Origin of the sequence: Myxococcus sp. CA040A (genome assembly GCF_013336725.1) — a bacterium.
GTDB lineage: Bacteria > Myxococcota > Myxococcia > Myxococcales > Myxococcaceae > Myxococcus > Myxococcus llanfairpwllgwyngyllgogerychwyrndrobwllllantysiliogogogochensis.
Genome location: NZ_JABUMR010000010.1, coordinates 345,218 through 366,312 on the forward strand (window position 1 = coordinate 345,218; position 21,095 = coordinate 366,312).

General features: G+C 69.2%; 20 protein-coding genes. 12 read left to right on the forward strand and 8 right to left on the reverse strand.

Going from position 1 to position 21,095, the window contains the following annotated elements:
• Positions 1-2: 2 nt before the first annotated feature.
• Positions 3-938 (reverse strand): LysR substrate-binding domain-containing protein, encoded by a 936-nt coding sequence (locus HUA75_RS38480; RefSeq protein WP_141642778.1) that lies wholly within the window; start codon positions 936-938, stop codon positions 3-5.
• A gap of 102 nt (positions 939-1,040) precedes the next feature.
• Between HUA75_RS38480 and HUA75_RS38485 the strand changes: the two genes are divergently transcribed.
• Both HUA75_RS38485 and HUA75_RS38490 read left to right on the forward strand, forming a co-directional pair.
• Positions 1,041-2,087 carry an NAD(P)-dependent alcohol dehydrogenase gene (locus tag HUA75_RS38485; protein WP_174489271.1) on the forward strand — a complete coding sequence of 349 codons (1,047 nt, stop codon included), beginning with the start codon at positions 1,041-1,043 and terminating at the stop codon, positions 2,085-2,087.
• Positions 2,088-2,228: 141 nt separating this feature from the next.
• On the forward strand, positions 2,229-2,519 hold the full coding sequence (locus HUA75_RS38490) for a FruA-associating protein, FapA (RefSeq protein WP_174458150.1): 291 nt from the start codon (positions 2,229-2,231) through the stop codon (positions 2,517-2,519).
• Positions 2,520-2,569: 50 nt separating this feature from the next.
• Here HUA75_RS38490 and HUA75_RS38495 read toward each other — a convergent pair whose 3' ends face one another.
• Positions 2,570-3,796, reverse strand: coding sequence for an acyltransferase (locus HUA75_RS38495; RefSeq protein WP_174489272.1), 1,227 nt, complete (start codon positions 3,794-3,796; stop codon positions 2,570-2,572).
• 148 nt (positions 3,797-3,944) lie between these two features.
• Here HUA75_RS38495 and HUA75_RS38500 point away from each other — a divergent pair, with 148 nt between their 5' ends.
• Both HUA75_RS38500 and HUA75_RS38505 read left to right on the forward strand, forming a co-directional pair.
• Positions 3,945-4,562 (forward strand): RNA polymerase sigma factor, encoded by a 618-nt coding sequence (locus tag HUA75_RS38500; protein WP_141642774.1) that lies wholly within the window; start codon positions 3,945-3,947, stop codon positions 4,560-4,562.
• Positions 4,559-5,050, forward strand: a complete 492-nt coding sequence (locus HUA75_RS38505; protein WP_141642773.1) for an anti-sigma factor — start codon at positions 4,559-4,561, stop codon at positions 5,048-5,050. The genes HUA75_RS38500 and HUA75_RS38505 overlap by 4 nt, the downstream gene beginning before the upstream one ends.
• A gap of 10 nt (positions 5,051-5,060) precedes the next feature.
• On the opposite strand, the gene HUA75_RS38510 is transcribed toward HUA75_RS38505, so the two are convergent.
• Together HUA75_RS38510 and glpD are read right to left on the reverse strand one after the other, a co-directional pair.
• A complete protein-coding gene (locus HUA75_RS38510) occupies positions 5,061-6,839 on the reverse strand; it encodes a S8 family serine peptidase (protein WP_141642772.1) in 1,779 nt (592 codons plus the stop codon).
• 228 nt (positions 6,840-7,067) lie between these two features.
• Entirely contained in the window at positions 7,068-8,765 is a 1,698-nt protein-coding gene (gene glpD / locus HUA75_RS38515; protein ID WP_141642771.1) for a glycerol-3-phosphate dehydrogenase, read from the reverse strand.
• Between the two features lie 1,270 nt (positions 8,766-10,035).
• Here glpD and HUA75_RS38520 point away from each other — a divergent pair.
• From HUA75_RS38520 to HUA75_RS38530, 3 genes are read left to right on the forward strand one after another with little or no spacing between them, the layout of a single operon-like run.
• Positions 10,036-12,351, forward strand: a complete 2,316-nt coding sequence (locus HUA75_RS38520; protein WP_254628002.1) for a TonB-dependent receptor domain-containing protein — start codon at positions 10,036-10,038, stop codon at positions 12,349-12,351.
• Complete coding sequence (locus HUA75_RS38525; RefSeq protein WP_174489273.1) at positions 12,348-13,115, forward strand: hypothetical protein; 768 nt, start codon at positions 12,348-12,350, stop codon at positions 13,113-13,115. The genes HUA75_RS38520 and HUA75_RS38525 overlap by 4 nt, the downstream gene beginning before the upstream one ends.
• Positions 13,112-13,951, forward strand: coding sequence for a hypothetical protein (locus HUA75_RS38530; protein ID WP_174489274.1), 840 nt, complete (start codon positions 13,112-13,114; stop codon positions 13,949-13,951). Before HUA75_RS38525 ends, HUA75_RS38530 begins: the two co-directional genes overlap by 4 nt.
• A gap of 82 nt (positions 13,952-14,033) precedes the next feature.
• On the opposite strand, the gene HUA75_RS38535 is transcribed toward HUA75_RS38530, so the two are convergent.
• The gene (locus HUA75_RS38535) at positions 14,034-14,246 is read right to left on the reverse strand and encodes a hypothetical protein (RefSeq protein WP_141642767.1); all 213 of its coding nucleotides are present in this window, start codon (positions 14,244-14,246) and stop codon (positions 14,034-14,036) included.
• Between the two features lie 215 nt (positions 14,247-14,461).
• Here HUA75_RS38535 and HUA75_RS38540 point away from each other — a divergent pair, with 215 nt between their 5' ends.
• Positions 14,462-14,884 carry a hypothetical protein gene (locus HUA75_RS38540; RefSeq protein ID WP_141642766.1) on the forward strand — a complete coding sequence of 141 codons (423 nt, stop codon included), beginning with the start codon at positions 14,462-14,464 and terminating at the stop codon, positions 14,882-14,884.
• Between the two features lie 23 nt (positions 14,885-14,907).
• Here HUA75_RS38540 and HUA75_RS38545 read toward each other — a convergent pair whose 3' ends face one another.
• A complete protein-coding gene (locus HUA75_RS38545; RefSeq protein WP_174489275.1) occupies positions 14,908-16,779 on the reverse strand; it encodes an ATP-binding protein in 1,872 nt (623 codons plus the stop codon).
• 337 nt (positions 16,780-17,116) lie between these two features.
• On the opposite strand from HUA75_RS38545, the gene HUA75_RS38550 reads away from it, so the two are divergent.
• The gene (locus tag HUA75_RS38550; protein WP_141642764.1) at positions 17,117-17,461 is read left to right on the forward strand and encodes a DUF2007 domain-containing protein; all 345 of its coding nucleotides are present in this window, start codon (positions 17,117-17,119) and stop codon (positions 17,459-17,461) included.
• Between the two features lie 29 nt (positions 17,462-17,490).
• A complete protein-coding gene (locus tag HUA75_RS38555) occupies positions 17,491-18,495 on the forward strand; it encodes a hypothetical protein (protein ID WP_371746291.1) in 1,005 nt (334 codons plus the stop codon).
• A gap of 22 nt (positions 18,496-18,517) precedes the next feature.
• Here the strand turns inward: HUA75_RS38555 and HUA75_RS38560 are convergent, their stop codons facing one another.
• Complete coding sequence (locus tag HUA75_RS38560; protein WP_174489276.1) at positions 18,518-18,817, reverse strand: hypothetical protein; 300 nt, start codon at positions 18,815-18,817, stop codon at positions 18,518-18,520.
• Between the two features lie 64 nt (positions 18,818-18,881).
• Between HUA75_RS38560 and HUA75_RS38565 the strand changes: the two genes are divergently transcribed.
• Positions 18,882-19,082 (forward strand): SlyX family protein, encoded by a 201-nt coding sequence (locus HUA75_RS38565; RefSeq protein WP_174458140.1) that lies wholly within the window; start codon positions 18,882-18,884, stop codon positions 19,080-19,082.
• A gap of 4 nt (positions 19,083-19,086) precedes the next feature.
• Here HUA75_RS38565 and HUA75_RS38570 read toward each other — a convergent pair whose 3' ends face one another.
• Positions 19,087-19,533 (reverse strand): hypothetical protein, encoded by a 447-nt coding sequence (locus HUA75_RS38570; protein WP_174489277.1) that lies wholly within the window; start codon positions 19,531-19,533, stop codon positions 19,087-19,089.
• 535 nt (positions 19,534-20,068) lie between these two features.
• Between HUA75_RS38570 and HUA75_RS38575 the strand changes: the two genes are divergently transcribed.
• Positions 20,069-21,040 carry a quinone oxidoreductase gene (locus HUA75_RS38575; RefSeq protein ID WP_174489278.1) on the forward strand — a complete coding sequence of 324 codons (972 nt, stop codon included), beginning with the start codon at positions 20,069-20,071 and terminating at the stop codon, positions 21,038-21,040.
• Positions 21,041-21,095 lie beyond the last annotated feature (55 nt).

The window sequence follows — 21,095 nt, forward strand, 5'->3', positions numbered from 1 at the left end:
GGCTAGCGGGTGCGCGAGGGACGCGACTCGGAAGCCCGCGGCTCCGAGGTCACCTCGCGCGCCACGTCCACGAAGGCGCGGAACGCGGGGGACACGTGGGAGCGGCTGGGGAAGTAGAGGAAGAAGCCATCCACGTGGGCCGCATAGGGCTCCAGCGCGATGCGCAGCATGCCCCGCTTCACCCGGTCCGCCACCTCCGGCTCGAAGGCATACATCAAGCCCACCCCCGATTCGGCCAACTCCATCAACGCATGGTGGTTCGAGGTGACCAGCGGCCCCCGCACGGGGACCCGCCAGCTTCGCGCGCCGCGCTCCAGCTCCCATTGATAGAGCGCCCCGGTGGTGCCGGAGCGGATGCAAAGACAGTCATGTGTCAGCAAATCGCGCGGCTTCTCCGGGACCCCGCGGCGCTTGAAGTATGCGGGCGAGCCCACCACCACGAAGCGGAAGCCCTCCGACAGGCGCACCTGCACCATGTCCCGCTCCAGGGACTCGGAAAAGCGGATGCCGCCATCCAGGCCCTCGGAGACGATGTCCACCATGGAGTCCTCGACGCGCAGCTCCACCTCCACGCGGGGATGGCGGGCCAGGAAGCGCGTCAGCACGGGTGCGACGACGTGGCTCACGGACACGGTCGGCACGGTGAGCTTCACCAGCCCCGTCACCTCGCCGGGCTGGGCCGCCGCCACCTTCAGCGCCGCCAGCGCCTGGTCCACCGACGGGCCCGCGCTCTCCACCAGCCGGCGCCCCGGCTCGGTGAGCGCCACGCTGCGGGTGGTGCGAGTCAGCAGCGCCACGCCCAGTCGCGCCTCGAGCTGGCGGACGGACTGGCTCAGCGAGGAGGAGGAAACGCCCAGGTCCGCCGCCGCCGCCGCGAAGCTGCGCCTGCGAGCCACCGCGAGGAATGCGTTCAGCGCGTTCAGCGGGGTAAAGGCCATTGCGAAGTTTTTCTACATGACGTGTCCTGATTCCACTGGTTTCGCGAATGGGGCCCCCCGCGCATATTCCATGCGTTCGCTCACCCCCATCAAGGACCTCCCATGATTCCCGTTCGTGGATACGCCGCCCAGGACGCCAAGTCCCCGCTGGCCCCCTTCAACTTCGAGCGCCGCGAGCCCGGCCCCGACGACGTCCAGTTCGACGTCCAGTACTGCGGCATCTGCCACTCCGACCTCCACCAGGCCCGCGACGAGTGGGGCGGCTCCATCTTCCCCATGGTCCCCGGCCACGAAATCATCGGCCGTGTCACGCGCGTCGGCGCCAACGTGAAGAAGTTCAAGGTCGGCGACTCCGTCGGCGTCGGCTGCATGGTCGACACCTGCCGCACCTGCCATGCCTGCAAGCAGGGCCTCCAGCAGTACTGCGAGCGCGGGCCGACCTACACGTACAACTCGCGGGAGCGCGAAAGCCAGCGGCCCACCCAGGGCGGCTACTCCAGCGCGCTCGTCGTCGACCAGGCCTACGTCCTGCGCGTCCCGGAGAACCTGGACCCAGCCGCCGCCGCGCCGCTCCTGTGCGCGGGCATCACCACCTGGTCACCGCTGAAGCACTGGAATGTGAAGGCCGGTCAGCGCGTGGGCGTCGTCGGCCTGGGCGGACTGGGACACATGGGCGTGAAGTTCGCGCGGGCCTTCGGCGCGCACGTCATCGTCTTCAGCCACACCGACAAGAAGAAGCAGGACGCGCTGCGCCTGGGCGCCCATGAAGTCGTCGTCTCCTCCAACGAGGCGGAGATGAAGGCGCGCGAGGGCACGCTCGACTTCGTGCTCGACACCGTCTCCGCGCCCCACGACATCAACGCGTACCTGCGCCTCTTGCGCATCGACGGCAGCCTCGTCCTCGTCGGCGTCCCGGAGAAGCCGCTGCCCGTCCAGCCCTTCGCCCTCATCGGCCAGCGTCGCAACTTCTCCGGCTCCAGCATCGGTGGCATCCAGGAAACCCAGGACATGCTCGACTTCTGCGGTGAGCACGGCGTCGTCTCCGACGTGGAGGTGATTCCCATCCAGCAGGTGAATGACGCCTACACCCGGCTTCTCAAGGGTGACGTGAAATACCGGTTTGTCATCGACATGAAGAGCCTGAAGTAAAGCCTGACGCGGCGCACAGAATTCGCACCGTCCGGAAGTTTCCGCTCTGGATGGCTTCTGGGCGCCGTGTGCTCGCTACAAGACAGACACCTGCCCGACCGGACAGGTGCCTGCTCGGCGCTCGGTTCACATTCTCAAACCATGACTACGACACTTGAGCATGCCGGTTACAACAAGATGACGGTGCTGTATCCCGAAGAGCATGAGCTGCTGACGCCTGGTCAGTCGCTGAAGGACCCTCACGCGGCGGCCAAGCTGCGCCTCCAGGCGAGCCTCTGGCTCAGCCGTGCGCAGCGCGAGCTGCATGACGCCATCTTCCTGCGAGACGGCTCCGACGAGAGCATGGACCGCTATTGCGGCGCCCGCGCGGAACTCGACTCCGCCGAGGCGTGGGCCCTGCTCGTCGCCAAGGCGCTCATCCAGCCGGACTGACGGCGCGCACGACGGCGCGCGGGACGCGATGGCTCCCGCGCGCGTCCCCTTCAGCTCGCGGCGCCTGGAGTGCTGCTCGGGGCCGGAGTCGGGGACGGAGCCGGACGCTCGCTGTACGGGAAGTAGTCCTTGAGCTTGAGGAAGTGCTTCTCGAAGAGGTTCCAGCTCACCAGGGCGATTCCCAACGAGAGCGACGCGGCCACGACGTAGAAGAGCAGCTGCATGGGGAAGTCGGAGCCTCCCACTTCCTTCAGCGGCGTCTTCAGCACGGTGCGCCGGAGGATGGCATCCAGCGGCGAGTGCACCAGATAGATGGCATAGCTGTACTTGCCGTACATCAGGAGCACGCGGTTGGAGAAGAAGCGGTGCAGGAGCGTGCCCGGCTTCGCGGACACCACGCGGTACACCAGCACCGTGTAGAGGATGCCCACCGCCGTGTAGCCGCCGGTGCGCAGCACCGTCTTGAAGGCCGGGCCCACCGGCAACACAATCACCGCCGCGACAATGGGCAATGCCAGCCATGGCGCCCAGCGCATCCACGGGAAGGCGGACAGCCCCTTGCCCTCCGGCTGTCGCAGCGCCAGCGACAACAGCGCCCCCAGCGCGAGCGAGTCCACGCGGCAGAACGTCACCACGTAGGTGCTCTCCTCGCTGGCGCCGTACAGCGTGAGGCCCACGCGCACCGCCACCGCCATGGCGATGGTGCCAAGGCACAGGCGGATGGCGCCCTTGTAGGAGACGGCGGCGATGAGGAAGGGCCAGACGATGTAGAACTGCTCTTCAATCGCCAGCGACCACACCACCCCGAGGATGGGGTGCGTGGTGTCGATGAAGAGTTGGTAGAAGTTGGAGAAGTAGAGCAGATACCAGACAGCGCCGTCCGTGGTGATGCGCTCATCCAGGTTCAGCCGCCCCGCCAGCGACGGCAGGACGAGGAACGAGACGGCCAGCGCCGCGTAGTACAGCGGGAAGATGCGCAGCACGCGGCGCGCATAGAAGTTGCGGAAGTAATACGTCTGCCCCTTCGCCTCCCACAGGATGCCGGTGATGAGGAAGCCGGAGAGGACGAAGAACAGGTCCACCCCCGTCCAGCCCGCACCGGCCAGCCACCAGGTGGCACGCCCCGCGACGCTCTGGTCGCTCAAGTGCGTGGTGTGGAAGAAGACGACCAGCAGGACCGCGAGGCCCCGCACACCGTCGAGCACGGGCAGATGCCCATGCAGACGCGGAGCGTGCGCCGCCGGAGCCGCGTCCGGGCGGGCGTAATCGGAAGACATGGGATTCTCATACCAACAACGCCAGTTCCCCAACAAGGTTGGCTCCCGGCCCTCGGGAGAAGACCAGGCGGGCACGCGTGACACCCTGTCGAATCCAGATTCGACAGGGCCGCTGAAACTCCCGGGCGACTCGTGACACGGTGGAGCCGTGGCTCTTCTCTCCGCGGTGAAGATGGTCCTGGTGGGTGCGCCTCCATCCGACACGGATGGGGAGCGAGGCCTGCTGCGCCGGGCGCGCACGGGAGACCCCGCTGCCTTCCGCACGATTTTCGAGCGGCACTCCCCGGGCGTCTGGCGTTTCTTGAGAGACCTCCTGCGCGACGAGTCCGCCGCGGACGAGGCCACCCAGGAGACCTTCGTGCGCGCCCATTCGCGGCTGAGCGCGCTGCGCGACGAGGACCGGGTGGGCTCGTGGCTTCTAGGCATCGCCCGGCATGTCTATCTGGAGTCCCGTCGCACCCGGGGGGTCCACGTGGACGTGGCGGACGAGGAGCACGCCCACCAGGTGGAGGCGGTCCTGCCCACGCCGTCGCCGGAGGACCTCTTGTTGGACCAGGAGCTGGCGGGGCTTTTGACGGAGGCCCTGGGGATGTTGCACGCGGAGCGGCGGGCGGCGCTGCTGCTGCGCATCGACCACGGGCTTGCCTATGAGGAGATTGCCTCGGTGATGGGCTGGTCGCTGCCGAAGGTGAAGAACGAAATCCACCGCGCGCGCCTGCGCCTGCGCGAGCAACTGGCGGCGCACGTCGGAGGAGGACGCCCATGAGCACGTGCCGCGAGAGCGAGCTGGATGCGCTGCTGGCAGGAGAGCTGGCACCGGAGGACGCCGCGCGGGTGCGCGCGCACGCGGAAGGCTGCGCGGCCTGCAAACACGCGCTGGCGTGGCAGCGACTGGAGCGAGGGTGGATGGCCCAGCGCGCGCGCCGCGAGCCCGCCCGGCCCGCGCTGAGCTTCGCCGCGCTGGAGGCCCGACTCGCCCACGAGCCCCAGGCGCCCGTGCGTCACGCGCGGCGCGAGGGACAGTGGCGACACTGGGGGAAGATGGCGATGGCCGCCGCGGCGGCCGTGGCCTTCGTGGGCCTCAGCCTTCCTCGGGGCGGAACCGGCGTCGGCGGCACGACGGAGGAGCCGTGGAGCCGCGAACTCATCGTCGCCACCGGCGTGGAGGCGTGCGAGGACGCCGCCGCCGCGCTGGAGGCTCGGGTGGGCGCGTGCCTCATCGCCTCACCCATGGTGGCCCTGCGCGGGGACTAGCCCCCGCGACTCACGGCGCGGGCGACGGGCAGCGCAGCTTCGCGAGGTCCACCGCGGCCTTGGCCTGCACCAGTCCGTAGCCGAACTTCTGGTCCTTGCCGGTGTCGCCCAAATCGTGCGCGCTCTCCTGAAGCACCGCGCGCAGTTGCACGTTGGTGAGCGCGGGGCACGCGCTCCACGCCAGCGCCGCGACGCCGGCCACGTGCGGGGTGGCCATGGACGTGCCCGACTGCCGCAGGTAGTCCAGGCCGGACACGTCCACCGTCACGTCCTGACCCGCGAGTCCCTTGAGGGTGTTGGTGGAGGCGAGCGTGACGGCCGTCGTCGGCACCCAGTACTCGGCGGGGTCGGTGAGCGTGAAGCCCCCACCACCCTCGGTGGTGTTGTTGCCGATGATGATGGCCTTGGCGCCCGCGCGGATGGCGTTGCGCGCCTTCTCCTGGAACAGGATGCCGCCGCCCCGGTCCACCAGCGCCACGAACCCGTCGCAGGTGGCGCCCTGACCGCACGAGGACACGCGCTCGCCCAGGCCGCAGTACACCATCTTCCCCGTGTAGACGCCGACGGCGGTGTACTCCAGCGGCTCTGAAGCGTAGCGCGTCCCCGCGGCCTGGACATCACCGTACGGCGCGCCGCCGACGATGGTCGCGCTCAGCACGCCCACGCCCGGCCCCACCAGCGACACGAAGTCGCCGTACTGCGAGAAGGGCGCCCAGGCGCTGTTGGAGTCCACCGCGCCCACGGCAATCACCGTGTCGTAGCCAGCCGGATAGGACGTCTCGTTGGTGCCTCGGTTGCCCGTGGCCGCGATGGCCAGCACGCCCGCTTCCTGCGCCTTCTCGAAGGCGAGCTTCTCCGCGTCCGAGTCGGCAACCGACCCGAGCGACAGCGAGGCGATGTTCGCGCCCTGCGACACGCACCAGTCTATCGCGGCGATGACGTTCGCCGTGTTGCCGTCACCGTTGACGTTCAGCACACGGGCGACGAGCAGCGACACGGTGGGCGCCACGCCCGCCACGCCGTTGGGCTCCTCACCGGGGCGCACGTGCGCGCCCGCGCCGAGCTGCGCGGCGATGGTGGCCGCCGTGTGCATGCCGTGACCGCCGCCCCACTGCAGCACGCCGTCCACCTTGCCCTGGTCCAGCGGCTCATCGTCTCCGTCGAGGAAGTCCTTGCCGCCGATGTACGCGGCCGCGAGCTCCGGGTGCCGGCTGTCCCAGCCGCTGTCGATGATGCAGACCTTGATATTCGTGCCCGACGGAGCGCCGACGTCCAGCTCACCGTCGCCGTTGGCATCCCAGACCTGGGGCGCCTGCACGGCCTTCAAGCCGTCGGTGTATTCACCGGTGGAGCCGCGCGTGTTGGGGGGCAGCGCGCCCTGCCACAGCGAGGGAGAGAGGCTCGGCATTCCAAACGCGTGCACCGGGCGGTTGGGCTCCACCCTCAGCACGTCCGGATTGTTGGCGAGCGCCGCGCGCGCCTCGGGCGTCACGTTCGCGGCGATGGTGTTGATGCGGGGGAAGCGGTGGCTGACGTGGGCCCCCACGCGTCGCGCGTCCTCGGCGAAGGCGTCGGTGCTCGCCATGGCGCTGGCGGACACCCGGGGGCGGAAGGTGATGAGCACCGACTCCGAGCCGTCCTCCGCGTCGAGCGACGACTGTGAGCGCGTGGGAAGCGACATCTCCTCGGTGCCGGGACAAACGTCCTCGGTCTCCACGGGAGGACGCTCTGGCACCTTGGTGCACGCCACCGCCCCACCGAGCAACCCGAGCCAGACCCAACGCTTCATCGTCGTTCTCCTTGCGCATCCCGGCCAGCGGACAGGTACGTCATCAGCGCCGGCGTGGATGCATCGGCCGGGGTGAACGGGAGCACATCGCTTCCCAGTCCCCGGGCGCAAGTTAAGCACGCTGGCCGTCCGGCCGCTCGCGGGCCTGTCAGGCGATGGACGTCTCTCTCACGGAGTGAGACACGGGGGCGTGAACCGGCGAACGCTGGGCGAGCGACTTCGACCGACTCAGGACTCGGCGCTGTCGACACCGAAGATACGCAGCGCGTCGGAGGCATACGTGTCGAGTTGCCGCTGGGTCTCCGCGGCATCCCACCCCAGGCGAGGTGCGATGACCTCGGCCGCCACCTGGGCGGCACCACGGCCCAGGTCCCGCGTCTCGAAGCCGACCTTGAGTCGGCGGATCAGCAGGTCGGAGAGCGAGTGGACGAACTCGTGGGTGACACCCCAGACGGCCTCGGCGGCGCGGTACGGCAGGCCCTCGGCGAGCGGCCGGGCCAGCGAGGCGTCTTCGCGGGTGAGGTCCCACACCCGGCGCCAGCGACTGCCATAGGCGCGCACCAGATGGGTGGCGGTGGCGGCGTCGCCGATGGTCTCCCGCGCGGCGGCGAGCTCCGCGTCCATGCGGGGGATGTCTCCGCCGGGCAGCGGCAGCGTTTCGGTGGGCGACTTGCGACGAGGCTGCCCGAGCTGACGCTCCACGGCGTCCACGACATCGCGAGCCATGACGCGGTAGGTGGTGAGCTTTCCGCCGCTGATGGCGAGCACGCCGGTGGGGCTCACGTCGATGTGGTGCTCGCGGCTGGCGCTGCCCGGGTCGGCCTGGGTTCCATGGTAGCCGGTGGCGGAGAGGGGGCGAATGCCGGCCCAGGCGCTGACGACATCGGCGCGGGTGAGGTGGGCTTCGGGGAAGAAGGCGTTCGCGGACTCGAGGAGGTACGCGACATCGGTCTCACTGGCGCGCACCTCGGCCGGGTGGGCGCGCGTGGACGTCTCCGTGGTGCCGATGATGGTGAAGCCGTCGGCGGGCAGCACGAACATGACGCGGCCGTCCTTGGGGGACAGCAGCGTGAGGGCATCATGGTTGCCCAGCCGCTCGCGAGGGACGGAGATGTGGACACCCTTGCTGCCGCGCACCGCGTGCACGTTGCCGCCGGAGGCATCGAGCTTGCGAATCTCATCGCTCCACGGGCCGGTGGCGTTGACGATGGCGCGAGCGCGCACCGTGAGTTCCTGGCCCGTGAGGTGGTCCACCACCACGGCGCCTCGGGCGTGGCCGTCCACGACGGTGAGGCGCTGCACGGAGGCGTGATTGAGGACGACGGCGCCGGACTCGGAAGCGCCCAGGGCGTTGGCCAGGGTGAGACGAGCGTCGTCGGTGGCGGCGTCGTAGTAGCGGGCGCCGCCCTTGAGTTCGTCGGTGCGAAGGGCGGGCTCGGCGGCGTGGAGCTGCTCGCGGTTGAGTCGCTTGTAGCCCTTCACGTTCCGGAAGAGGGAGAGGGCGTCGTAGAGCATGAGGCCCGCGTTGAGCTTCCAGCGAGGCACGCGGGCGCCGGCATAGACGGGCCAGACGAAGGCGAGCGGGCGGACCAGGTGCGGTGCGAGCTTGAGCAGGCGCTGGCGCTCGATGCTGGACTCGAAGACGAGGCCCAGGTGGCCGTGCTCGAGGTAGCGCAGGCCTCCGTGGATGAGTCGGGACGAGCGACTCGAGGTGCCGCTGGCGAAGTCCTCGCGCTCGACGAGCGCCACCTTGAGGCCGCGCAGGACGGCATCGCGCGCGGTGCCGGCACCGGTGACGCCACCTCCGATGACGAGGACATCGAACTCCTCGGTGGCCAGGGACTTCAGCCGCTCGGAGCGAGGCTTCGTCGGTGGGATGACCCCTTCGGTGGACTGCTGGCGAAGCGCCGCGGATTCAGAACGCACACGCGGATTGTAATAACGGTCCGCCCCCGGTGACACGGGAATCAATGCGGCGCGTCAAGCGGACCACAGCACCCACATCCGCGAGGGAGGAATGGTGGACAACCTCCTGGGTGGACTGACGCGGTGAAGGCGGAAGGCTCGTCCTGGAGGGGGGCGGGGCCGAGGGAGCCCACGGACCGTGGCGCCGACGCCGCGCGGGCGCACCTGGGCCCGGAGGCCCCTGCCCTCACCCACGGGTGTTGTGAGCGCACGATGCCACGCCAGACATCCGGACGACGGGCCCTGTCCGTATAGCACGCCGACATGGGTATCTCACCGCGCGTCACACACCGGGACCGCCGCACCCGGGCCAGGACTTTGAAACCGCGTCGACCCGCGCGGGTCATCGACGTCGGTCCGTCGTCGCGGGAGACACGCTCCGCGGCATCGCTGAGGGTTCCAGCCTCGTCATCGGCATCGCGACGGCCACCGATGCGACCTGTCGATGCCAGCGCGCGTGGTGCGAGTTCGCGCGAGCAATCCTGCATGTCATTCATTGTGCTGAATGGCGGGCATCACGTCGGTCGCTGCCTTGCGTGCATGGAGGAAGCCGGGTAGGAGGCGGCCACCGTCCTCTCCACCCGCTGACCGAGCCTTGCTGAATCCCCACGACCGACGAGACCTCGCGAGCCTGGGCCTGATGGTCCTGGTGTACGGGCTTGCCGTCGCGCCGGTGTTGCATGCGGTGGTGGGTCATGCGGGAGGACTGGGAGGGGCAGCGCATGTCCACGCCCATGGCGACAAGGCCCACTCGCACGGGGCCCGAGCCAAAGCGTCGCCCCTGTCGCCGGAGAGGCCCCGGGAGACCGACGGTCATCGGCGTGAGGGGCACGGTCAGGATGGACACAAGCACCTGACAGGCTCGGTGGAGCACCTGAGCGCGGTGGCGACGACGTGGGCCATGGTCCATGTACCCGCCGTGCGCTGGGTCTCGTGGGTGACCGAAGTCGCGCGTGGGCCAGCTGTCGCGCCCGGAGCGTCGCCGCGACCGACGGCGATGCCACAAGGCCCGTAGTCCGGGGTCGGCGAATCATCACCCGAATCCTTCGAGCGTGAGCCCGGTGCTCTCGTGCACGTCGTGCGCGAGGTGAGCACGGGGTGGTTCACGTGTTCTCGCACATTGCTTCCCGTCTCCACGACGGCGGGCTGTCACGACGATGAGCCAGCGGTGTCACGCGAGGTCCGCGTGCACGAGGGCGCGGAGCGTGGCCGTCCAGCCGTGGGTGTCTCCATGTCCGTGCGTGTCCTGGCCGTATTGTCGACCCCACTCCTGGCGTTGTGCCTGCCCTGCGTCGCCATGGCGCAGGAGTCCTCCGTGCGCACGGAGGCTGCGTCCACCACCGAGCCCCTCCGTGTGACGAACACGGAAGCCACGCGTGAGCACGAAGCCTCCCGAGACGGGGGTACGGCCGACGGCAAGCAGGAGTCCGAGGCGTCGGGCAACGCCACCTCCGCGCCAACCTTCCCCGCGGATGAGCGTGAGGCGGCCCCTAGCCCCCTCACGGCATCGCAAGACGAAGCCAGCACTCCCCCCGCGAGCCAGGACACCGCCACCGCGGGCACACCCGAATCACAGCCAGCACCAGGCACCGTGGTCCGAGGCACCAGGACCGCGCGAAGCGCGTCAGAAGTCACCCTGGGCCGAGACATCCTCGACGCGGCACCCCGCAGCAGCGCCGTCGACCTGCTGCGCGCCATCCCGGGGCTCGTGGCCTCGCAACACAGTGGCGAGGGCAAGGCCCACCAGCTCTTCCTGCGCGGCTTCGATGCGCTGCATGGCCAGGACGTGGAGCTGGATGTCGCGGGCCTGCCAGTCAACGAGGTGAGCCACATTCACGCGCTGGGCTACGCGGACCTCAACTTCGTCATCCCCGAGGTCGTCCAGTCCATCGAAGTCACCGAGGGCTCCTATCGCGCGTCACAGGGTGACTTCGCGGTCGCCGGCTCGGTGCGGATGGACCTGGGAGTGAAGGAGCAGGGCGTCCACTTCGCGGGCACGTTGGGGCAGTACCGCCAGCGTCGCCTCGTGGCCACGGTGCGCCCCGGAGACGACCCGGGAACCTTCGCCGCGGTGGAGCTCGGTGAGGGCAAGGGCTACGGCACACAGCGAGGCTACGGCCGGGCATCCCTGCTCGCGCAGGCGACGGCGCGACTCGCAGACGGGCTCACGGTACGAGCGCTCGGCGGCAGCTATGTCACGCGCTTCGACTCGCCCGGAGTGGTGCGCGAGGACGACCTGCTCACGGGCACCAGCGACTTCTTCTCCGCGTCCACGCCGCGCCAGGGAGGCACGGTGTCCCGCCACCAGTTGCTGCTCGGCGTGGACCTGCCCCGAGCAGGCAAGGGCCGCACGAAGCTGGAGCTCTTCGGAATCATCTCGGACCTGCGCCTGCGCAACAACTTCACCGGCTACCGGGTGGACGACCGGGGTGACGGACTGGAGCAGACGAACGACGCCACGGTGCTTGGAGCACGAGCGGAGCACCGTCGAAGCGTGACGGCGTTCGGCCGCCCCGTGACATTGGAGCTGGGCCTGGGCGCGCGGCGAGACGGCGTGGAGCAATCGCAGCGTCGCTATCGCGAGTCGGACGGCACGTTCTTCTCCGACGAAATCGACGCGCGCTTCACGCAGACGAACGTCTGGGGCTGGGCGGAGGGAAGGATGGCGCTCGGTCGCTGGGCGCTGCGCCTGGGCGGTCGAGCGGACGCGCTGGGCGTGGAGGTCTTCGACGCGCTCGCGTTCCGGGACCCGCGTTTCTATGACGGGCAGGGCTATTCGCGCAGTGCCTTCGGAGTGCACCTGGGCGCGAAGGCGGGCGTGGAGTACGCGCTGTCAGACGGCGCGGATGCGTGGAGGTTGTTCGCCAGCTATGGCGATGGCTTCCGTTCTCCGCAGGCGCGCAGCCTGTCCGAAGGTGAGCGGGCCCCCTTCGTCTCCGTGCACGGCGCGGAAGTGGGCGCGAGGAAGGACGGCGAGCGCTGGGCCGCGCAGCTCAGCGTCTTCGGCTCGCAGGTGGAGAACGACTTCTTCTTCGACCACACGGTGGGCACCACCGTGTACACGGGCGAGACGCTGCGCTCGGGAGTGACGGCGTCGCTCCAGGCGCGTCCTTTGCCCGGCATCGTCGCGGCGCTCAGTGGCACCGTGGCGCACGCCTACGTGACGGCGACGGACACGCTGCTGCCCTACTTCGCGCCGCTCGTCGCCAGGGCGGATATCGGCTGGGAGCGCCCGGTGGAGTGGCTGGGTGGAGAGGGCACCCTGTTCTCCATCGGCACGGGCCTGACGTTCCTCGGTCCGCGTCCCCTGCCCTTCGACGAGCGCAGCCAGGCGGTGTTCCTCGCGGACGCGGAGATGGGGCTGCGCCGGGGAGAGCTGGGCCTGCGGCTGGAGGTGAGGAACCTCCTCGACTCGCGCTGGAGGGATGGCGAGTTCGTCTACAGCTCGCGCTTCAACCCGAGCGCACCGGCCAGCCTCGTGCCGGCCAGACATTTCACCGCGGGGTCGCCTCGGATGGCCTCGCTCACCTTGGAGGTCCATCTATGAATCGCGGACGCATGCTGAAGAGCGCGGTGGCCATGGCCGCCGCGTCATCCCTGTCGTTCGGCTGTGGCAGCGAGGCGGAGCGCCGCGCGTTTCCCGTGGAGGTGACGGCCGCGACGCTGTCACAGGAGCCCAACGAGCGAGGGTGGCGAATCGTCCTCGACTCCGCGCACGTCTCCGTGGGTCCGGTGCGCTTCTTCGAGGGCCGCGTGTTGCTGTCGAGCCGCGCCACGCCGCGCTTCGACTGGTACTCGCTCATCGGCGGGACGGCGCACGCGCATCCGGGCCACTACGTGCCGGGCGACGCGCTGGGCGAACTGCTGGAGACGCACACGGTGGACCTGCTCGGGGGTGTCAGCGTCATGGGCACGGCGAGCGCGGTGACGGGCGAGTACGGCTCGTTGGAGCTGACGCTCGCGACGCCCACGGACGCGCAGGGAGTCCTGAAGGGCCACGCGGTGCGAGTGGTCGGCACGGCGACGAACCCGGATGGAGGCCAGGTGCGTTTCGATGTGGACGCGGACCTGCCCAAGCCGGTGGCCGGAGTGCGCTTCGAGAAGTCCCTCGGGACGGAGATGGGCCGGGTGCGCATCTCCGTGGACCTGAGGAAGTGGATGGACCGCATCGACTTCGCCACCGCGACCGACCCGGACGCGGATGGCGTCTACACCTTCCCCGCCGACAGTCAGGCGCGCAACGCGCTGCTGCGGGGCGTGGAAGACACAACCGCCTACGTGGTGACGTGGGAAGAAGGAGCCGTGCAATGAAGAACTGGATGCTGGGGTTGTCGTGCCTGGGACTCGTCGCGTGCAGCGACGGCACGGGCAACGTGACGTTCACCACCTACGGCGAGGACTACATCGAGAAGGAGATTCCCGCCGCGGTGGGCGAGGAAGCGGGCTTCGTCGACGGCTGGACGGTGCGCTTCTCGAAGTTCGTCGTGGTGCTGAGCGAGGTGAAGGTGCAGACGCAGGACGACGTGGCCGCGCAGCAGACGCAGGCCCGCGTGTTCGACGTGCACAAGCCGGGACCGGTGGTGGTGGAGTCCTTCAAGGACCTGGACGCGCGCGAGTGGGACGACATCAGCTACGCGATTGCCCCGGTGGCGAGCGCCGTGGCCGGCAACGCGGACGCGCAGGACGTGGAGCGGATGAAGACGGAGGGGCTCAGCCTGCTCGTGGTGGGCACCGCGACGAAGGGCGGCGTGACGAAGCAGTTCGACTGGGGCTTCAAGACGAACACGCTCTACGAGCGCTGCGAGAGCCCGGAACTGGGCGCGGGCGTGACGGTGCCCAAGGATGGCGAGGAGACGGTGCAGCTCACCATCCACGGCGACCACCTCTTCTTCGATGACCTCCAGTCGCCGGACGCGAAGATGCGCTTCGACGCGATGGCGGCGGCGGACAGGCTGGGCATCGCGGGTCCGGACGGTGTGGTGACGCTGGAGGAACTGGCGACGGTGGACCTCACGGAGCTGCCGGCGGAGCAGTACGGCACGGGTGGCGCGGGCAACGTGCGCAACCTGCGCGACTTCGTCACGGCTCTGGTTCGCACCGCGGGCCACTTCCGTGGCGAGGGCGAGTGCTCGCCCAAGGCACGCTGAAGCAAGGCCACCGGGACACAGTGGCCCCCGTCGTTCCATCTCCGGTTCGCTGGTCCGGCCGGAGATGGGACGACTCACGCAATCAGTGATTGTTCTTCGACGGGTCGGGACGCCCATTGCCGCCAGGCATGCCGCCTGGAGTCGTGGACGGGGGGCTCTTGCTGCCCCCGTGGTTCGGGTTCATCTGGTTGGAGCGGTTGTCCTGCGCGGACTTCTGCGACGGGTTGTTGGGATTCTTCGTATCGGAGCGCTGGTCATTCGCGCTCGGCGTCTTGCCACTTCCCTTGTTGCCCATGGACGAGTCCTCCGGAGTCCCGAGCAGACAGTTGCTCGAGAGGGCCGCACCGTAGAGAGGGGCTCGCGAAGGGACACTCGAACGGCGGGCTCGCCACGCTGTCATGAAGCGTACGTCCGCGCGGTGGGTCCCCGGCGTTGCGGGCCTCCGTTCGCACGTGCGGGGATGGCGATGCGCGCCTGAGTGCCTACCTCCCTCCCACGGAGGTGATGGGCGTGAGAACGATGACCTATGAGCGCAGCGGCCGGACGAACACGGCGGCCCAGGCACTGAGGGTGGAAGGACTCAAGCACCTGTGGGTCCTGGAGCAGGGAGAGGTGATATCGGAGCGAGACCTCACTCCGCACGAGGCGCGAAGCCTGGCACCTCTTCTGGAGGAGGCGACTCGGCAGCCGGCGCCCGCGGTGCTCGTTCCCCAAGCGGGAGGGCCGGATGGCCTCGCGGTGACGCTCGCCTTCGAGGACGAAGAGTCACCCCGGGTCCGCCTGGCCACGGAGCGACTGCCCGCGCACGGAGCGGGGCCGCACTACGACGCCCTGCTCGGTGAGCTGGATGCGCTGCTGACGCGGGAGCTGCACGCCAGGGCGCCACGACACGCGCACGCGGTGCTACCGCACCAGCTTCGTCAGGAAGAGTAGCCGAGGCACGAGCACGGCCCTTCTCACGCGGAGGCGTCGGCGGTGACGACGCTCTCCAGGGGCAGCCGGACGATGAAGGTCGCGCCGGCGTTGGGTCGGCTCTCCACGCGAATGTCGCCGTGGAGGGCCTCGACAATCTGCCGGACAATCCAGAGGCCCAGGCCGAAGCCGCTGTAGTGACGTTGGGACACGGCGCGCTCGAAGCGGTGGAAGATGCGCGACTGGTCCTCGAGCGCGATGCCGATCCCCTGGTCCTTCACGCTCAGCCGCGCGAAGTCTCCTTCCCGGGTGACGTGGACTTCCACGGGCCGTTGCGCGCCGTACTTGAAGGCATTGGAGAGCAGGTTGGTGATGACCTGCTCCACGCGCACGCGGTCCCAGGAGCCGACCAGGGGCTCGGCCACGACGAGTCGCACCGAGCACCGCGCGCCCGCCGCATCCTCCTGGACGCGGGAGACCAGGTCCTGCGTGAGCGAGGACAGGTCCACTGGCTCGCGATGCAGGTCGAGCCGCCCCGCGCGGATGCGGGACACATCGAGCAACGTCGCGACGAGCTGATGCAGTTGAGCCACGGAGCGCAGCGTGGCGTCGACCCGACGGTGCACGAGTGAGACGGTGCCCTCGGCATCCACGGCGGGTGCCGCGCGAAGGAGGAACTGGAGCTGGAGCTGGACGGAAGTGATGGGTGTGCGCAACTCGTGACTGGCGATGGAGAGGAACTCGTCACGGGCCTGGACGGCCTCGCGCAGGTCCCGAGCCAGGTCCTCCGCCGCGCGCCGAGCCACCACCAGCCCCGTGACTTCCACGGCCACGGCCATGACGCCCTGAATGACGCCGCGAGCATCGCGCCACGGTTGCCAGGTGAAGTCATGGAACCGCTGCTGTCGGGAGAGCGAGGGGGTGACGTAGGGCGAGGCGGACGCCAGGGGCACTTCGCGACCGGAGAAGGGCCTCCCTTCGCGATAGACCTCATCGAGGAGGCGCAGCATGCCCGGGTCCAGCGAGGGCTGGACGTCACGCAGCGGCTTGCCGATGGCGGCGCCATCGACATCCAGCAGGGCGCGAGCCTGGGGATTCAGCAGCGCGCAGACATGGTCGGGGCCATGGAAGACGGCGATGGCGGTGGGGGCCTGGAGGAAGAGAGACTCCATGCGCTCGCGTTGAGCCTGGGCTTCGCCCAGCGCGGCATGCTCGCGCGCGAGCAACTGCGAGCGTTCGAGTTCGAGCTGCCGACGCGAGGTCGCATCGCGGAACATCCACACCGCGCCGAGGTCCTCACCGTCGCGCCCCTTGAGCGGTGCGATGCACTCCTCGATGGGGAGTTCTCCGCCGTCACGTCGCTTCAAGGCGCGCGGCCACTGGGACCACGACGCGGGCGTCGTCGGGTGGCGGATGGGGAACGAGCCGGATTCAGGTCGGGACCGCAGCACCTTCGTCAGGGGGGCTCCGACAGCTTCTTCTTCTGGACACTGGAGCAGCTGCGCGGCGGCGGGATTGAGGTAGCGCACGATGCCATTCGCATCCGTGGCCAGGACCGCGTCACCAAGGCTCCGCAGCAGGCGAGCCTCCAGCACCTCGTGCGACGGAGCGGGCGCGCGTTCAAGCGAGGAAGACCCGATGGCGCCAGTCCCCATGGAGCGCCGCCGCGCCAGGAGGCCAACGAGTCCCCCCACGGCGAGGAACAGGGCGATCTCCAAGGCGACAGTGGCGACAGGGCTCGGGGAGGCGCTGGAGGCCACGGCGAACGAGCCCAACAGCGTCGCCAGCCAGGCGGGGCCCGCGCCACCGACGAGCGCCGCGACGAGGACCGCTGCGATGGAGCAGAGGACACCCAGGGACGCGGGAAGAGGCCCCAGCACCCACGGCAACGCCCAGGCGGAACCCGCGCAGAGCACGGCCACCCCGTGCCGAGCCCACACGGGGCGCGCGAGGGCGGCCAATCTTAAATGGAGAGCGTGCGCACGCATCGGACGGCGTCTCGCTTCCTGGACAAAGGCTTCACACACCGGATGACAGGAGCGCAGGGAGACTCTCGAGGCGACAGCCTGTCGGCGCGGATCTTCACCTGGACTCGCGGTGAAAGGCAAACACGGGAGAACCGGGGGCGCGCGGGCCAGGTGACATGTGACAAAGCATGAACAATAAGCAGACGAGCGGGCAGCGGTGAGTGAAGGCACGAGCAGGAGGGAGGGTGTGGTTGCCGAGCGCCCCGCGTTCTGTGAAGAGAGAGACATGACGCGTGTGCAGTTTTCCGTGCACCGCACGGTGGGAGAGGCGCGGTTGCTGGCGGGAACGCTGGAAGCCGAGGGAATGTCCGTGGAGGTGCGCGGCGAAGCCCTCGTTCCACTGAGCGGGGAGATTCCGAGCGGGGAGACGTGGGTGGAGCTCTGGCTTCTTCCCGGCGACGTGGAGCAAGCGCGGGAAGTGGTGGCGGAGCTGAAGAAGGACGAGGAGGAAGCGTCGCGCACGGTGGAGTGCCCGGGCTGTCGGGAGGAGAACCCCGGCAACTTCGAGTTGTGCTGGAGCTGCGGGGTGGAGCTGCCCCGAGGGCTGCGGACCCGACTTCGCGCGGTGTGAGCGGCGACGCCTGCTCGGGGAGACGGGAAGTGCGAAGGACGGAAGCAGGGCAGCAGGAGCCGCTGGACGCGCCTTCATCGCGCGCCGACGCGGCTGTCACCCACCCCGGGCGCCGACGAGGCCTGCGCGGCATGGTGATTGTGTGTGGAGTGGCGGTGCTGCTTCACCTCATCCCGCTCCTGTTGCCGAGGAACATGCCCGAGCAGGAGCTGGCCATCGCCCGGGTGACGCAGGGCGTGGAGGCGCGGATGAAGCTGCTGCTTCCGCTGCGAGCGCATCCGAAGGCGACCGCCGCCGAGCTGCGGGAGGCCGCGGAGTTGCTGCTCGAAGGCGCGCCCGCCGAGGCCCGTGAGCTGGCCCAGGAGGCGGAGCGGCGGGAGCCGGCGGCGGTGGAGACACAGTTGTTGCTCGCGCGCATCTGCGACATGGAGCGGATGGAGCGCTGTGTGCGCGCCTCACTGGAGCGAGCGGTCCAGGTGGCACCTGGTGACGCGCGACCAGACATTCTCCGAGCGGAGCTGAAGGAGAAGAGTGGAGACGTGGTGGGAGCCAGCGAGGCGATGAAGGCCGCGTTTGGAAAGGCGCCCGCGGATCCGCTCATTGGCTTGCGGTATGTGCGACTGCTGCGCGCGGCCGAGCAGCCTTCGGAGGCGCTGTCCGTGCTGGAGGCGCTTCAAGGCAAGGTGCCCCGGGCGCGGTTGCTGGTGGAGCAAGGCCTGGTGCTGAGCGCGGACGGGAAGGACACGGAGGCGGTGGCGGTGTTCCGGAAGGCGACGCAGGAAGACCCCCGACTCTCGCTCGCGCAGTTCGAGCTGGGGCTGGCGTTGTTTCGCGTGGGGGAGCTGGATGCCGCGCAGGACGCGTTGAGGCAGGCGGACCGACTGGACCTGGGAAGCCCCAAGTCACTCGCGGCACTCTGCGCGCTTCAGCTCCAGGCGAGGCTCATTGAGGACGCGCGACTGACGCGAATGGACCTGGAGCGACGCTTCTCGGGGCGGATGGAGCTGATTCGACAGTCGTGCAGCATTCCCTGACCCGGGAGGGACTCCGGCATGTTCACCGAGGCTCGATTCCTCGAATCTGGCGAAGCATGCGGGCGGAGGCCTTGACCTCCGGGTCCACGGAGCCATCGACGCGTTCGGTGCGGACGACGGCCTGGAGGTAGGCGAGCGCCTCGTCGTCGCGCTGTTGCTGGAAGAGGAACTCTCCGAGCGCGAAGCGGGCCTGTGTCAGCAGGATGAGGTCGTCCGCGGAGACGGAGGCATCGATGGCATCGCTGAGCGCGGACTCGGCCAGCTCGGGTTGTCCTCGAGCGAGGAGCTCGCGAGCCCTCTGCAGGTGTTCCTGGACGTTCATGGCGAGACGGGAGCGTGGGACGAGGGGGGACGACGAGGGCTTCTCCGGGGTAAGGGTAGGCCCCATGGACGAGAAGCGCATCGCCGAGCTGGAGATTCGCTACATGCAGCAGCAGGAGACGCTGCAGGAACTGAGCGACGTGCTCTATCAGCAGCAGCGAGTCATCGAAGCGCTGCGAGTGGAGCTGGACATGCTGAAGAAGAAGCTGGAGGCGGAGCCCGGGCTGGTGGATGCCCGGCAGCACGAGCGTCCGCCCCACTACTGATGGGTCAGAACTTGTAGCCCAGGCGCAGGCCGATGACGGGGTCGGGTTCCAGGTAACCCACCTCGACGCCGATGCTGGCCGCCTTGCCCTGGAGGCCGAAGCCAAAGGCCGCATGGGCTCGGAGCGCGTCTCCTCGGCCCATGACGATCCAAGGGCCCACGAGCCCCTCTACGTAGACCTTGGCGCTGGTGATGTTGGCGCGAATGACGAGGTCCAGGGGGATGCCCACGTCATTGCCATCCGTGATGAGTGCCGCGCCGAAGCGGGCTCCGACGGAGATCGGTCCGGTGATACGGCCTTCCACGCCGAGCAGGAAGCTGAAGGCCGCGCTCTGATCAATCCAATAGTCGGCTCCGAGCCCAAGGCGAACCGTGGCGGCTTCCGAGCTCATGGGCGTGACGAAGAATCCGGCCGCGAGCAGAACACCGAGCGAGGGACGAATCAGCTTCATGCGGGAGGCTCCTCTGCGTGAAGGGGGCCACCACTCAAGCAAGCCACGTGGGGCGAGGCCAGCCACACGAGGCGTTCCCTCCTCTGTTCCGTCTCTTTTTCCGCCGCGTGCACCAACGACAGCGGAACACCGACAGCCTCAACGGACCTGAGCCGGTCCTCGCAAGAAGTACGAGGCTCGTTTCGCCCGATGAGGGCCTGGGGAGTGGGAAGCACGAGGCTCGTTTCGCCCGATGAGGGCCTGGGGAGAGGAAGCACGAGCCTCGTCTTGCCGCCCGAGGCGAGCCTGGGGAGAGGAAGCACGAGCCTCGTCTTGCCGCCCGAGGTGAGCCTGGGGAGAGGAAGCACGAGCCTCGTCTTGCCGCCCAAGGTGAGCCTGGGGGGAGGAAGCACGAGCCTCGTCTCCGCTGCCCGAGACGGGCCCGGGGAGACGAAGCACGAGCCGCGTCTCGTTCGAGGAGGGACTTGGAAGCGGCGAGTTCGAGCCGGCGGTGAGAGCAGCGGCATGAAACAAGGCGCGCCGTTAGAGGCTTCGCATGAAAGCCATTCGCTATCACGAGGTAGGGGGGCCGGAAGTGCTACGGCTGGACGAGGTACCCGAGCCAACTCCGGGTCCGGGCGAGGTCCGCATCCAGGTGAAGGCCGCAGGGGTGAACTTCGCGGACACGGAGCGGCGTCGCGGCCTGTATGACGCGACCTCGCCGTTGCCCAGGATCCTCGGAAGCGAAGCCGCCGGCATCGTGGACGGGGTGGGGCCAGGGGTCGATGCGAAGTGGGTGGGTCGCCGGGTGGTGGCCCTCGCGCCGCGCAGCTACGCGGAGTTCGCGACAACCACCGAAGAGGAGCTGCTCGAGCTTCCTGAACACGTCTCGTTCGAGGAGGCCGCGGGGCTGCTGGTCCAGGGGCTCACGGCCTGGCACCTGATACACACGTCGGCGCAGCTTCAGCAGGGCCAGCGGGTGTTGATTCACGCGGCGGCGGGAGGAGTGGGACTCCTGGCCATCCAGCTCGCGAAACAAGCAGGTGCGACAGTGCTCGGAACGGTCTCCAGCGAGGAGAAGGCAAAGCTCGCGCGCGAGTCCGGAGCCGATGAGGTTTTTGTCTACGGAGGGACCGCCTCAGTCGCTGAGTGGGTGCGCACCGTCACGCAAGGAGCTGGCATGGAGGTGGTGCTGGACTCCGTGGGTGCCAGCACGTGGGCAAGCAGCCTGGAGTCGCTGGCGGCCTTCGGGCATCTGGTGGCGTACGGAAGCGCGAGCGGTCCCCCAGCGGCGGTGGAGGTGGAGACGCTGTACGCGAAGTCGCTGAAGGTCAGCGCGTACTGGCTGCGCACGCCACACCCGGCCGCGCTGCAGCGGCGGGCGCGCGAGGCGCTGGGAAGCGCACTGGCGGGAGGGCAGCTGCGCGTGAAGCTGGGGCTGGTGGTGGGGTTGGAGGAAGCCGCGCACGCCCACCAGCGACTGGAGTCGCGCGCGACGGTGGGCAAGGTGGTGCTGCGAGTGCCCTGAGGCCGCGCAAGGCCGTCAGCGCTCGAGGGTGGCTTCAAGCCCAAGCCCGCGGACG